Here is a 12,624-nt window from a genome sequence, read left to right as displayed (position 1 = left end):
CCTACTTTAAAATGTTTTCAAATAATTCATCGGCTGGAACGATTTCTTTCGTCATTCCTTTGTCTTTCAACCATTTATTTTGTTTCTCCCATGACTCTTTTGAATCCGATAAGAATGGCTCATCTTTCGTTTCCATCTTCTCTAATAAAATTTTCATACTTTCTTTTTCAACTTCTGGTACAAGCGGGAAGTTTTCTTTTTCTTGATGATTTAATAAAATATTTAATGCTTCATCGGGTTTTTTCTTCATAAAGTCATACCCTTTTTGTGCCCCACGTAAAAAGGCTTGCAATGCTTCTTTATCTTTTTTCAACGTTTTATCACCCGTTACAAACACAAGCTCATGATAGTTCGGTACACCATAATCTGCTGGATTAAAGTATGCTGGTTCATGACCTTCATGACGCATAACAGGTACTTCATGGTTAATGTATGCCCCTGTTACCGCATCCACTTTTTTCGTAATTAATGCTGGTACTAAATCAAAGCCAACATCGACTACTTTCACTGTATCTGGATTACCACCAGCTTCTTTTACCATCGTTTTTAAATACATCTCACTTAAAGGTGTTCCAGAATATCCAACTGTTTTCCCCTCTAAATCTTTTGGCGATTGAATGCCTGCTGATTTCAGTGATACAACATGATTTAACGGTGAACGTACGACAGCTCCAATTGATTTCACTGGAATTTGTTCATTTGCTTTTGCCATGACAACATCTGGTTGATAATACAAACCAACTGTCACTTTCCCTGCTGCCGCTAGCGTTAATGGATCAGTCGGATTAGAAGGGAATTTAATATTCACCTTCACTCCTTCTTCTTTAAAGTATCCTTTTTCAATTGCCGTATAAATAAAGCTATGTACCGCATTCGGGTACCAATCAAGCATTACTGTTATTTCTTTTTCTGATTTATTCTTATCTGATGCCGAGTTACTCGAACATCCTGCAATCATTGCAACTAATAATGTAAACACAAAGATGCGTTTTAATAATTTCATGAATGTTTCCTCCAACTAATAAATTTCTTTTCCAATATGGAAATAAGTATGACGAAGAAAATAGCTAATAATGATAACAATACAATTGGTGCAAATACACCAGCTCCGTCTAACTGCGTCATCATTCTTTTACTGAAATATCCAAGCCCAGCTTGTGCACCGAGCCATTCACCAATCGCTGCCCCAATAACGCTAAGTGGTACCGCAATTTTTAACGCTGAAAAAAAGTAAGGAAGAGCAGATGGCAACTTTAGCTTTAGAAAAACATCTTTTTTCGTTGCACCATATGTAACTAATAGCTCCTCCCATTCTTTTTTCGTACTGCGCAGTCCATCATACGTATTGACCGCAATTGGGAAAAACGTAATTAAAACGGTAACAACAACCTTACTCCAGATGGTATATCCAAACCATAAAACGAAGAGCGGCGCAAGCGCAGTAATCGGGATGGTTTGTGAAGCAACTAATAACGGATAAAATGCTCTTTCCATCCACGTACTCGCATTCATTAACATTGCTAGCCCTACGCCCAGTACGATAGAAATAACAACGCCTATTAAAACGACGTACAACGTTGCAGGTAAATGAACCGTAAATAATATATCTTTCAGCGCCCATATCTTCATTACAATTGCAGAAGGTGATGGCAAAATGTACATCTCATCTACAATTCTTGCTCCTACTTCCCACAGAGCAAGTAAAATTCCACTTAATATTAGGGCAGGTAATAACTCCTTCAAGCGATTCATCATACGAGTACCTGCCTTTGTAACATACTAAGGAGCTCTTCTTTAAGCGCTAACACTTCAGGCTTATATAAATCTTTTCTTGTTCGGTTACGATCAAGCGGCACAATTCGCTCAGTTAAAGTTGCTATCGGTTGATTTTCTACAACCAAAATTCGATTAGAAAGAAACAATGCTTCTTCAACATCATGAGTGATAAATAAAATTGTTTTTTCCCACTCTTTCCATTGTTCAAACAACCATTCTTGCAAAGATGCCTTCGTTAAAGCGTCCAATGCGCTAAACGGTTCATCTAACAATAATATCTCCCCGCCTGTTAATAAAGTTCGGATAAATGATACGCGTTGCCTCATACCACCAGATAAATCTTTCGGATATTTTTTCTCGTACCCTTGTAAACCAAATTTATGTAACAGTTCTTTCGCTTTTACTTGCGCTTCTTTCTTCTGCACACCTTGGCACTCTAGCGGCAGGGCAGCATTCTCAATAATCGTCCTCCACGGCAAGAGCATATCTTTTTGGGGCATATACCCTACAGGATGACTCTTTGTTTTTGTCAGCTCTATCTGTCCAGTACTTGCCTCTTCTAAGCCTGTAATAAGGCGAAATAAAGTACTTTTCCCGCATCCACTCGGCCCGATAATACTTACAAACTCTTTATCTTGTATAGAAGCATTTAATTCATTGATGATTGGTTTCTCATCATAATGAAAGGAAACATTATGAAACTGTAGTATGTTCTTGCTCCTCAAAACCCCACATCTCCTTACGATAAGCCATATCCCAGAATAAATATTCAAATCGGCTGGAATATAAGAAAATCTCCTCTAATCGGTCTAGCTCTTTCTCTGACTTTCCAACTGCCATTTCATTTAATAAATCTATTAACCAAATACAAAGGTTACCGTATTCTTCAGAACAATATCCTTGAATCCACTCTCCAAAGAACTCATGATCGCTTGCTCCAGGAATATCATTTAAACGCTTTCCGATCTCCCAATAGCTCCACATACATGGAAGTAAAGCTGATATTAATTCTGCAAGTGTGCCATTTTGAGATACAGACATCATGTAATTTGTATAGGCTAAATTTTTAGCAGATGGTTTCGCAGATTCTATCTCCTCTACAGTAATGCCAAGTTTATTTGCATACTGTTTATGGATCGTCATTTCTCCATTTAAAATCCCATCAATTTGCTCTGCAAATTTTGCCATAACTTGTGGATTCGTTGCCTTTACAACCCCAATTGCATATAGCTTTGCATAATCTAACAAATATAAATAATCTTGAATAATATAGTACTGGAATTTGTCTTTTTCCAACGTACCATCCCCCATACCTACTACAAACGGATGATTATGACTTTTCTCCCAAACAGGCTGCACCGTATCAAATAATCTTTCACAAAATTTCATTAATAATTCCCCTTCCTATATATCTATTTATCTCAATAAAAAAAACCACTTCTGTATATAAGAAGTGGTTACAGCAAATAAAATTATAATTTATTCGTTGTTCCACTTCCCTTCGCTAGTATTATCTAGATCAGGTGTTGTAAGGGTTAAGGATTATTCCTCTCTCAGCACGAAAAGCACCCCTAGTGGTGTTAATATGAAATTTTCAAATAAAAAAGCCCCGTTTCTATACGCAAAGAAACGGGGACTCATTGTTAATGTCCGAATTGCTTCCCTACGCTAGCATAATCTAGATCAGGTAATAAAAAGGATCAAAGGCTTATGGCCCTACTCTCAGCTGGCAACACCAGCCCTCCTAGCAAACTATAAAATTATCACTGTCAGTATAACATCGCCATAAGACATCATCAACTGTTTTAATTTTCTTAATTAAGAATTAATTCTTAACGTGTTAAACAAATATAAATGCGACCTCACAAATGATATATACAATATTTATATACGAATCTCTCTTCTGACATTATTTTTATTGATTTCATATTACATTTATGTGAATACGACCAATATATTATATCTTTATACTATAATAAAATTACAACTATACAACTAGAGGAGGTCTTTATTACATGAATATGAAAGCCACAGCTTTAACAGCAACTACTATCGCAATTGCTTCTTTACTTCCTTCTATGGGAGAATCCGATATACAAACAGCGGCTGCTAAGCAACCATCTACAGTAAAAACTGGATATGTAAAAATTGACAACGTTGCACTACATCAAAATAGCCATACAGACAGTGCAATAGTTGATACCATTCGATTTAATAGCCCGGTTACTATTCTTGAAACAGTTCAAGATTGGTATAAAGTATCTGTTAACAACAAAACAGGCTATATGAAAAAAGATGCAATTCTATTCAAAAAAAATGTTCAACCAAAGTCTCAATATATCGTAAATGCAAACGCATTAAACGTTCGTTCTGAACCTAATACAGAGTCTTCTATTCTAGATATATTACCAAATGGTCAATTCATTACCATTCAAGGTGAACAAGGAGATTGGTACAAAATATTACATAACGGTCAAATTGGTTACGTACAAAAAACATTTGTATCTAATGGATCCACACCTCTAGTAAAAGGTGTAACAGTACAAGGTTCTCCTTCTTATACTGTTGCAACACCAAAATTAAATGTGCGTAGCAATGCTAGCACAAGTGGCACTCTACTTGGCTCATTACAAAATGGTACACAAGTACAAGTAGTAGAAACGGTAGGTACTTGGTATAAAATTCGTTTTGGCACAGGATACGGATATGTAGCAAAACACTATGTAGTGCAAAATCAACCACAAGCTAAAACAGCTCAACCTGCATCAATTCCAGCAGTTTTCAAATTCCCTACTCAAGGGAAAATCAGCTCCACTTTTGATATGCGCTGGGAGCAAATGCATTATGGTATAGATATAGCAGCACAAGGAAATGTCTCTATTCAAGCTGCTGCTGCAGGTAAGGTTGTGAAATCTTATTATTCGGCTAGCTACGGCAATGTCGTGTTCATCGCCCATCAAATAAATGGGAAATTATATACAACAGTTTATGCTCATATGAAGGATCGCACTGTACAAGCTGGTGATCAAGTACAAACTGGACAATTAGTAGGTCATATGGGAAACACAGGTCATTCATACGGGCAACATCTCCATTTTGAATTACATAATGGGGAATGGAATTTTGAAAAAACAAATGCAGTAAACCCACTGCCATATTTAGTTAGGTAAATTATATGCCACGCAATATACCTCTCTTTATTGAATACCTGTCCTTTTTAGGTTTAATCTGTTGTTTAATCATTTATAATACGAACACTGTATTTTTATCTATTATTATTGCTTTTGTTGCTTTAGAAATCATTATGGAAGCATTACAAATGCGGCTAAAACAAAAAATTGCCCATATTTATAATGTAATTTTTCTTTTAAGTGCTCTTATAACAAATATAATTAGTAATGGTTTTTATTTATCTACCGTACTTCCTGTATTCTTTATAGGTGTTTTATTATTCATAGCTAGATACGTTCATGTTCCTAATAACCAAAAACATGAACAAGAAGCTTAGAAAGAGGAGACACTGTGTACCAATCTTTCAAAGATAATCCAATGAAATATATATTGAATTTATATGAAAAAATGAATACTTTTTTTGGTATACAAGGAAGTTATACTGCACAATTTCTCCTTTATGGAATGTTATTTCTTATCTTAGGTACTTTCTCCTTGCTTTACTAACAAAAAAAGGATCTCACATAAACTTGAGATCCTTTTTAATTTATATTAATTTTTAATATAAAAAATATGGTTTATCCACAAGCATATTTTTCATAAATGAAACTAAGATTATATTTTTTCTCTAAGCTCATTCTTTGTTCATCGTCGCACCAATAGAAAAGAATATCATGAATCGTTGCATAACGCTTATTTTTAAGAAATAGTTTAAAGAATGATGGTAAACAATCATGTAATTGTATAAATATATAATTGCGTAGTATTTCTTCTTTGTATTCAATTCCCTTACAAATATACAGTAATTCTTCACAGTAATATGCATGCTGTGGAACTTGGATCATTTCGAAAAATGGTACATATGATAGTAGCTTTCCAATAAAATGACCATACCGATCCATTACCCCTATCGTCATATGCTCCATCATTTCTTTCATCACATATAAATAATCATCTACATGAGTTGTCTTTAAAGGGTCTAATCGATCGGAAATTTGTGAAAGTACAGCTCTTTGACAAGCTAAAACCGCTTGACTAGGTCCATAATATGATAGGAAGTCTGTACACTTACGATACTTCCGTAATAAGTCATGTGTATATAAATCATACACAAAAGTATTACAATACATTGCCAGACTCATCATATCACTATTTAATTGCTCTTTTGACAGTAGCTTAGCTCGCTTACACATATAAAAGAATGTAAATTCCAATACTTCTTTATGAGATAATAGATGTTTGCAATCTGTTATACATTTCTCATTAAATTTAACTCGATCCCAAATTTCTACATCCTCAGCTGTTAATTCACCAATACGATATTTAATAATTAAATAGTTTAAAGCAACTGCTTTCGTCAAAAGATCCCATGTTTCATACTCCAATGAAGTTCGGACAAATTCATCTAGCCCTTGGGTTATCATAAAAGCATTTGCCTCTTCATACCAACCAATCTCTTGACATAAACGAAGAATACGTACTAGAGTTGGAATTTCATCTTTATGAAACTGCGGTAAATTCTTTACTTTATTCATGCCATATACGATAAATGGCGCTAAATTTTCTTCTTTATAAAATTCTTTTTCTTTCCATACTAATATAGTTCGCTCTTTCCCTTCACCTTTTGGATGACAAGGTACAAGCAAAGAAAATAACTCAGCGAAATCATTTGGTTCTATATATGTATCTGTAACCAAATTCCAATTTGGATCGCCCTGTACAGCCCTCATATAATTCCCCTTCCCTTTTTATCCCGCTATTTGCGGGCAGTAAGACTCCCACCTCAAAATTCTGCGAATGCGAGGAAGTTAGGTAGGAGATAAAACTGCCCATAAAAGCCCGATTGGTTCAACTAATAATTATTTTGGGATGGACACCCCCCAATAATTAAAGTTTCACTTTATCTATGTAGGAAATATTAATTCATTATTACATCATTAACGATGAATATTGTTATATTCAAAATCTATCATAATACTTATATCTCTCAGTATATCATTTTTTCTCTTATTAAAAATCAGGAATGACAAATTTAAAAAAACTGTCAAAAATATTGACGCTATACTTATTATATAATGTCTCAGATACATCACGCTAACATATTAGTTTAATCCGTATATACTAGAATAATGTATCTGATCTTTATAAATAGTTTATTCCGTATGCTCTGAGATTTCACTTAAAGCAAACCCTGCTTGATCATCTGCTGATTTTCTTATAGCTAAATCACCTAGTGCTAGCATCCCAACAAGTTGACCGCTCTCAACAACCGGTAACCGTCTAATTTGATATTGTGCCATTAATTCTGTAGCTTTTTCAATAGAATCATCTGGAGAAACTGAAACAATGTTTGTTGTCATTACATTTGTAATTTGATTAGATCCAGGATGTTTTTCAGCAATCCCACGAACAACTAAGTCTCGATCAGTAACAAGCCCAACAACTTGTTTATTTTCAATAACAGGAATCAATCCAACCGATTCTTCCTTCATTTTTACAGCTGCCTCATATACATTGTCTAATGGTGTACAATGTACGATATGAGTACTCATAAGTTCTCTAACTTGCGTCATTTTTCATCTCCTCCTTTTAATACATACCATAGCTTTTCCTAAATCCCTTTATTTATTTCAGAAAAATAAGGTGATAAAAAGAGGCTTATACATAATAAAAAAGAGTCAGCAATATGCTGACTCTTTTTTTATGACCCGTACGGGATTCGAACCCGTGTTACCGCCGTGAAAGGGCGGTGTCTTAACCACTTGACCAACGGGCCATGGCTCCGCAGGTAGGACTCGAACCTACGACCGATCGGTTAACAGCCGATAGCTCTACCACTGAGCTACTGCGGAATATATATGGTGGGCCTAAATGGACTCGAACCATCGACCTCACGCTTATCAGGCGTGCGCTCTAACCAGCTGAGCTATAGGCCCATACTTTACAGGGGCAGTAGGAATTGAACCCACACTGGAGGTTTTGGAGACCTCAGTTCTACCTTTAAACTATGCCCCTAAATGATGCCGGCTAGAGGACTTGAACCCCCAACCTACTGATTACAAGTCAGTTGCTCTACCAATTGAGCTAAGCCGGCATAAAAAAAAAACAAAAAAATGGTGGCTCGGGACGGAATCGAACCGCCGACACGAGGATTTTCAGTCCTCTGCTCTACCGACTGAGCTACCGAGCCAACATAAAATGGCGGTCCCGACCGGGGTCGAACCGGCGATCTCCTGCGTGACAGGCAGGCATGTTAACCACTACACCACGGGACCATTGGTTGCGGGGACAGGATTTGAACCTGCGACCTTCGGATTATGAGCCCGACGAGCTACCGTACTGCTCCACCCCGCGACGATATTATGTTTTAAAAATAAATGGAGGAGGTAGAGGGATTCGAACCCCCGCGCGACTCTCGCCGCCTGTCGGTTTTCAAGACCGATCCCTTCAGCCGAACTTGGGTATACCTCCATGAAGGAAAAATTAATATCTTATTCATTTTTATATGTAACTAAACCACTTTTTAAAAAAATGGAGGAGGTAGAGGGATTCGAACCCCCGCGCGACTCTCGCCGCCTGTCGGTTTTCAAGACCGATCCCTTCAGCCGAACTTGGGTATACCTCCGACATATAAAAAATAAAGTGGAGCCTAGCGGGATCGAACCGCTGACCTCCTGCGTGCAAGGCAGGCGCTCTCCCAGCTGAGCTAAGGCCCCATGTTTTTGGGAAAATCGGGAAGACAGGATTTGAACCTGCGACCCCCTGGTCCCAAACCAGGTGCTCTACCAAGCTGAGCCACTTCCCGTTAATAAAAGCGCGCCCGAGAGGAGTCGAACCCCTAACCTCTTGATCCGTAGTCAAACGCTCTATCCAATTGAGCTACGGGCGCATATGGTGCCGAGGGCGGGGGTCGAACCCGCACGGTGGTCACCCACCGCAGGATTTTAAGTCCTGTGCGTCTGCCTGTTCCGCCACCCCGGCATGTCATACTGAAAATTGGAGCGGAAGACGGGATTCGAACCCGCGACCCCAACCTTGGCAAGGTTGTATTCTACCACTGAACTACTTCCGCAAGACATGTTTGAGTTATTTTATTAAAAGTGCGGGTGAAGGGAGTCGAACCCCCACGCCAAAGGCGCTAGATCCTAAGTCTAGTGCGTCTGCCAATTCCGCCACACCCGCATATTTTTTAAGAAAATGGTGAGCCATGAAGGATTCGAACCTTCGACCCTCTGATTAAAAGTCAGATGCTCTACCAACTGAGCTAATGGCTCTTAATGGCTGGGCTAGCTGGATTCGAACCAGCGCATGACGGAGTCAAAGTCCGTTGCCTTACCGCTTGGCTATAGCCCAATAATTAAGAAATGGTGGAGGGGGGCAGATTCGAACTGCCGAACCCGAAGGAGCGGATTTACAGTCCGCCGCGTTTAGCCACTTCGCTACCCCTCCGACATATATGGTGGAGGATGACGGGATCGAACCGCCGACCCCCTGCTTGTAAGGCAGGTGCTCTCCCAGCTGAGCTAATCCTCCATTTTGCCTGGCAACGTCCTACTCTCGCAGGGACAAGGTCCCAACTACCATTGGCGCTAGAGAGCTTAACTTCCGTGTTCGGTATGGGAACGGGTGTGACCTCTCTGCCATCATTACCAGACTATATTCGATTGAGACAAAAATTATTATACTTGATTCACTTAGAAAGTCAATAAGTTTTTTATATTCTCTCAAAACTAGATAACGTTGCTTCATATTATATGGTTAAGTCCTCGATCTATTAGTATTCGTCAGCTCCACATGTCACCATGCTTCCACCTCGAACCTATCAACCTGATCATCTTTCAGGGATCTTACTAGCTTACGCTATGGGAAATCTCATCTTGAGGGGGGCTTCATGCTTAGATGCTTTCAGCACTTATCCCTTCCGCACATAGCTACCCAGCTATGCCCTTGGCAGAACAACTGGTACACCAGCGGTGCGTCCATCCCGGTCCTCTCGTACTAAGGACAGCTCCTCTCAAATTTCCTGCGCCCACGACGGATAGGGACCGAACTGTCTCACGACGTTCTGAACCCAGCTCGCGTACCGCTTTAATGGGCGAACAGCCCAACCCTTGGGACCGACTACAGCCCCAGGATGCGATGAGCCGACATCGAGGTGCCAAACCTCCCCGTCGATGTGGACTCTTGGGGGAGATAAGCCTGTTATCCCCGGGGTAGCTTTTATCCGTTGAGCGATGGCCCTTCCATGCGGAACCACCGGATCACTAAGCCCGACTTTCGTCCCTGCTCGACTTGTAGGTCTCGCAGTCAAGCTCCCTTATGCCTTTGCACTCTACGAATGATTTCCAACCATTCTGAGGGAACCTTTGGGCGCCTCCGTTACACTTTAGGAGGCGACCGCCCCAGTCAAACTGCCCACCTGACACTGTCTCCCGGGTCGATAAGACCCGTAGGTTAGAATTTCAATACAGTCAGGGCGGTATCCCACCAGCGCCTCCACCGAAGCTAGCGCTCCGGTTTCAATGGCTCCCGCCTATCCTGTACAAACTGTACCAAAATTCAATATCAGGCTACAGTAAAGCTCCACGGGGTCTTTCCGTCCTGTCGCGGGTAACCTGCATCTTCACAGGTACTATAATTTCACCGAGTCTCTGGTTGAGACAGTGCCCAAATCGTTACACCTTTCGTGCGGGTCGGAACTTACCCGACAAGGAATTTCGCTACCTTAGGACCGTTATAGTTACGGCCGCCGTTTACTGGGGCTTCAGTTCAGAGCTTCGCTTACGCTAACCCCTCTCCTTAACCTTCCAGCACCGGGCAGGTGTCAGCCCCTATACTTCGCCTTACGGCTTCGCAGAGACCTGTGTTTTTGCTAAACAGTCGCTTGGGCCTATTCACTGCGGCTTTCCGTTAAGAAAGCACCCCTTCTCCCGAAGTTACGGGGTCATTTTGCCGAGTTCCTTAACCAGAGTTCTCTCGCACACCTTAGGATTCTCTCCTCGCCTACCTGTGTCGGTTTGCGGTACAGGCACCTTTTATCTCGCTAGAAGCTTTTCTTGGCAGCGGGGAATCAAAGACTTCGCTCCATAAGGAGCTTCCCCATCACAGCTCAGCCTTCACGATAAGCGGATTTGCCTACTTATCAGCCTAACTGCTTGGACGTGCACAACCAATCGCACGCTTCTTCTATCCTTCTGCGTCCCTCCATTGCTCAAACGATAAAGAGGTGGTACAGGAATATCAACCTGTTGTCCATCGCCTACGCCTGTCGGCCTCGGCTTAGGTCCTGACTAACCCTGAGCGGACGAGCCTTCCTCAGGAAACCTTAGGCATTCGGTGGACGGGATTCTCACCCGTCTTTCGCTACTCATACCGGCATTCTCACTTCTAAGCGCTCCACCAGTCCTTCCGGTCTGACTTCACTGCACTTAGAACGCTCCCCTACCACTGATACCATTGGTATCAATTCGCAGCTTCGGTGGTGTATTTAGCCCCGGTACATTTTCGGCGCAGAGTCACTCGACTAGTGAGCTATTACGCACTCTTTAAATGGTGGCTGCTTCTGAGCCAACATCCTAGTTGTCTAAGCAACTCCACATCCTTTTCCACTTAATACACACTTTGGGACCTTAGCTGGCGATCTGGGCTGTTTCCCTCTTGACTACGGATCTTATCACTCGCAGTCTGACTCCTAAGGATAAGTCATTGGCATTCGGAGTTTGACTGAATTCGGTAATCCGATGAGGACCCCTAGTTCAATCAGTGCTCTACCTCCAAGACTCTTACACTTAAGGCTAGCCCTAAAGCTATTTCGGGGAGAACCAGCTATCTCCAGGTTCGATTGGAATTTCTCCGCTACCCACACCTCATCCCCGCACTTTTCAACGTGCGTGGGTTCGGGCCTCCATTCAGTGTTACCTGAACTTCACCCTGGACATGGGTAGATCACCTGGTTTCGGGTCTACGACCACGTACTAAACGCCCTATTCAGACTCGCTTTCGCTGCGGCTCCGCCTCTTCAGCTTAACCTCGCACGGGATCGTAACTCGCCGGTTCATTCTACAAAAGGCACGCCATCACCCATTAACGGGCTCTGACTATTTGTAGGCACACGGTTTCAGGATCTCTTTCACTCCCCTTCCGGGGTGCTTTTCACCTTTCCCTCACGGTACTGGTTCACTATCGATCACTAGGGAGTATTTAGCCTTGGGAGATGGTCCTCCCAGATTCCGACGGAATTTCACGTGTTCCGCCGTACTCAGGATACATTCAAGAGAGAACGAAGTTTCGACTACGGGGTTATTACCCTCTGTGACGGACCTTTCCAGGTCGCTTCGTCTACCTCGTTCCTTTGTAACTCCGTATAGAATGTCCTACAACCCCAAGAGGCAAGCCTCTTGGTTTGGGCTAGATTCCGTTTCGCTCGCCGCTACTCAGGAAATCGCATTTGCTTTCTCTTCCTCCAGGTACTTAGATGTTTCAGTTCCCTGGGTCTGTCTTCCATACCCTATGTATTCAGGTAAGGATACCATACCATTACGTATAGTGGGTTTCCCCATTCGGAAATCTTCGGATCAAAGCTTACTTACAGCTCCCCGAAGCATATCGGCGTTAGTCCCGTCCTTCATCGACTCCTAGTGTCAAGGCATCCACCGTGCGCCCTTTCTAACTTAACCA

8 protein-coding genes, 20 tRNA genes, 2 rRNA genes and 2 riboswitches are annotated in these 12,624 nt (G+C 41.3%); of the genes, 2 read left to right on the top strand and 28 right to left on the bottom strand.

Annotation, left to right across the window (positions count from 1 at the left end):
* Window position 1: 1 nt before the first annotated feature.
* Genes MKX37_RS03760 through tenA form a run of 4 tightly spaced genes read right to left on the bottom strand, consistent with a single transcriptional unit; the run spans window position 2 to window position 3,165 of the window.
* Window positions 2-1,003 carry an ABC transporter substrate-binding protein gene (locus tag MKX37_RS03760; RefSeq protein ID WP_002125329.1) on the bottom strand — a complete coding sequence of 334 codons (1,002 nt, stop codon included), beginning with the start codon at window positions 1,001-1,003 and terminating at the stop codon, window positions 2-4.
* Window positions 1,000-1,752, bottom strand: a complete 753-nt coding sequence (locus MKX37_RS03755; RefSeq protein WP_033708231.1) for an ABC transporter permease — start codon at window positions 1,750-1,752, stop codon at window positions 1,000-1,002. Before MKX37_RS03755 ends, MKX37_RS03760 begins: the two co-directional genes overlap by 4 nt.
* Window positions 1,752-2,501, bottom strand: a complete 750-nt coding sequence (locus MKX37_RS03750) for an ABC transporter ATP-binding protein (protein ID WP_002125326.1) — start codon at window positions 2,499-2,501, stop codon at window positions 1,752-1,754. Before MKX37_RS03750 ends, MKX37_RS03755 begins: the two co-directional genes overlap by 1 nt.
* Window positions 2,470-3,165 (bottom strand): thiaminase II, encoded by a 696-nt coding sequence (gene tenA / locus MKX37_RS03745; protein WP_002125324.1) that lies wholly within the window; start codon window positions 3,163-3,165, stop codon window positions 2,470-2,472. The genes MKX37_RS03750 and tenA overlap by 32 nt, the downstream gene beginning before the upstream one ends.
* A 90-nt stretch (window positions 3,166-3,255) precedes the next feature.
* Window positions 3,256-3,359: riboswitch (TPP riboswitch) on the bottom strand.
* Window positions 3,360-3,419: 60 nt separating this feature from the next.
* Window positions 3,420-3,532: riboswitch (TPP riboswitch) on the bottom strand.
* Between the two features lie 259 nt (window positions 3,533-3,791).
* On the opposite strand from tenA, the gene MKX37_RS03740 reads away from it, so the two are divergent.
* Both MKX37_RS03740 and MKX37_RS03735 read left to right on the top strand, forming a co-directional pair.
* A complete protein-coding gene (locus MKX37_RS03740) occupies window positions 3,792-4,946 on the top strand; it encodes an SH3 domain-containing protein (RefSeq protein WP_002125323.1) in 1,155 nt (384 codons plus the stop codon).
* 5 nt (window positions 4,947-4,951) lie between these two features.
* Complete coding sequence (locus MKX37_RS03735) at window positions 4,952-5,284, top strand: hypothetical protein (RefSeq protein ID WP_078422154.1); 333 nt, start codon at window positions 4,952-4,954, stop codon at window positions 5,282-5,284.
* 241 nt (window positions 5,285-5,525) lie between these two features.
* Here MKX37_RS03735 and MKX37_RS03730 read toward each other — a convergent pair whose 3' ends face one another.
* From MKX37_RS03730 to MKX37_RS03615, 24 genes are all read right to left on the bottom strand, one after another.
* Complete coding sequence (locus MKX37_RS03730) at window positions 5,526-6,677, bottom strand: DUF3965 domain-containing protein (RefSeq protein ID WP_002125318.1); 1,152 nt, start codon at window positions 6,675-6,677, stop codon at window positions 5,526-5,528.
* 423 nt (window positions 6,678-7,100) lie between these two features.
* Window positions 7,101-7,520, bottom strand: a complete 420-nt coding sequence (locus MKX37_RS03725) for a CBS domain-containing protein (protein ID WP_002125317.1) — start codon at window positions 7,518-7,520, stop codon at window positions 7,101-7,103.
* 131 nt (window positions 7,521-7,651) lie between these two features.
* Window positions 7,652-7,723, bottom strand: a tRNA-Glu gene (locus MKX37_RS03720).
* 1 nt (window position 7,724) lies between these two features.
* Window positions 7,725-7,799 (bottom strand) — tRNA-Asn (locus MKX37_RS03715).
* Window positions 7,800-7,806: 7 nt separating this feature from the next.
* Window positions 7,807-7,883: transfer RNA gene (locus MKX37_RS03710), tRNA-Ile, on the bottom strand.
* Window positions 7,884-7,891: 8 nt separating this feature from the next.
* Window positions 7,892-7,962, bottom strand: a tRNA-Trp gene (locus MKX37_RS03705).
* Window positions 7,963-7,968: 6 nt separating this feature from the next.
* Window positions 7,969-8,041, bottom strand: a tRNA-Thr gene (locus MKX37_RS03700).
* Between the two features lie 20 nt (window positions 8,042-8,061).
* A tRNA-Phe gene (locus tag MKX37_RS03695) sits at window positions 8,062-8,137 on the bottom strand.
* 9 nt (window positions 8,138-8,146) lie between these two features.
* Window positions 8,147-8,222: transfer RNA gene (locus MKX37_RS03690), tRNA-Asp, on the bottom strand.
* A gap of 2 nt (window positions 8,223-8,224) precedes the next feature.
* Window positions 8,225-8,301: transfer RNA gene (locus MKX37_RS03685), tRNA-Met, on the bottom strand.
* A 24-nt stretch (window positions 8,302-8,325) separates the two neighbouring features.
* Window positions 8,326-8,418 (bottom strand) — tRNA-Ser (locus MKX37_RS03680).
* Between the two features lie 61 nt (window positions 8,419-8,479).
* Window positions 8,480-8,572: transfer RNA gene (locus MKX37_RS03675), tRNA-Ser, on the bottom strand.
* Between the two features lie 18 nt (window positions 8,573-8,590).
* Window positions 8,591-8,663 (bottom strand) — tRNA-Ala (locus MKX37_RS03670).
* A 15-nt stretch (window positions 8,664-8,678) separates the two neighbouring features.
* A tRNA-Pro gene (locus MKX37_RS03665) sits at window positions 8,679-8,752 on the bottom strand.
* A gap of 10 nt (window positions 8,753-8,762) precedes the next feature.
* Window positions 8,763-8,836 (bottom strand) — tRNA-Arg (locus tag MKX37_RS03660).
* A 3-nt stretch (window positions 8,837-8,839) separates the two neighbouring features.
* Window positions 8,840-8,928 (bottom strand) — tRNA-Leu (locus tag MKX37_RS03655).
* Window positions 8,929-8,944: 16 nt separating this feature from the next.
* Window positions 8,945-9,019: transfer RNA gene (locus MKX37_RS03650), tRNA-Gly, on the bottom strand.
* A 29-nt stretch (window positions 9,020-9,048) separates the two neighbouring features.
* Window positions 9,049-9,129, bottom strand: a tRNA-Leu gene (locus MKX37_RS03645).
* A gap of 16 nt (window positions 9,130-9,145) precedes the next feature.
* Window positions 9,146-9,221: transfer RNA gene (locus tag MKX37_RS03640), tRNA-Lys, on the bottom strand.
* A gap of 4 nt (window positions 9,222-9,225) precedes the next feature.
* A tRNA-Gln gene (locus MKX37_RS03635) sits at window positions 9,226-9,300 on the bottom strand.
* A gap of 12 nt (window positions 9,301-9,312) precedes the next feature.
* Window positions 9,313-9,396 (bottom strand) — tRNA-Tyr (locus MKX37_RS03630).
* An 8-nt stretch (window positions 9,397-9,404) separates the two neighbouring features.
* Window positions 9,405-9,480, bottom strand: a tRNA-Val gene (locus MKX37_RS03625).
* A 5-nt stretch (window positions 9,481-9,485) separates the two neighbouring features.
* Window positions 9,486-9,601: ribosomal RNA gene (gene rrf, locus MKX37_RS03620) — 5S ribosomal RNA — on the bottom strand.
* Between the two features lie 100 nt (window positions 9,602-9,701).
* Window positions 9,702-12,623: ribosomal RNA gene (locus tag MKX37_RS03615) — 23S ribosomal RNA — on the bottom strand.
* Window position 12,624: the final 1 nt, after the last annotated feature.

The sequence above is a fragment of the Bacillus sp. FSL R5-0709 genome (assembly GCF_038004785.1).
GTDB classification, from domain to species: Bacteria; Bacillota; Bacilli; order Bacillales; family Bacillaceae_G; genus Bacillus_A; species Bacillus_A mycoides.
Note: the sequence above shows the minus strand (reverse complement) of the source record. Positions and strands in the feature narration are given on the sequence as shown.

Bases quoted from the DNA above. Each gene is read 5' to 3' on its own strand.
- tenA (WP_002125324.1), bottom strand. From the start codon at position 3,165: ATGAAATTTTGTGAAAGATTATTTGATACGGTGCAGCCTGTTTGGGAG.
- MKX37_RS03740 (WP_002125323.1), top strand. From the start codon at position 3,792: ATGAATATGAAAGCCACAGCTTTAACAGCAACTACTATCGCAATTGCT.
- MKX37_RS03755 (WP_033708231.1), bottom strand. From the start codon at position 1,752: ATGAATCGCTTGAAGGAGTTATTACCTGCCCTAATATTAAGTGGAATT.
- MKX37_RS03725 (WP_002125317.1), bottom strand. From the start codon at position 7,520: ATGACGCAAGTTAGAGAACTTATGAGTACTCATATCGTACATTGTACA.
- MKX37_RS03760 (WP_002125329.1), bottom strand. From the start codon at position 1,003: ATGAAATTATTAAAACGCATCTTTGTGTTTACATTATTAGTTGCAATG.
- MKX37_RS03730 (WP_002125318.1), bottom strand. From the start codon at position 6,677: ATGAGGGCTGTACAGGGCGATCCAAATTGGAATTTGGTTACAGATACA.
- MKX37_RS03735 (WP_078422154.1), top strand. From the start codon at position 4,952: ATGCCACGCAATATACCTCTCTTTATTGAATACCTGTCCTTTTTAGGT.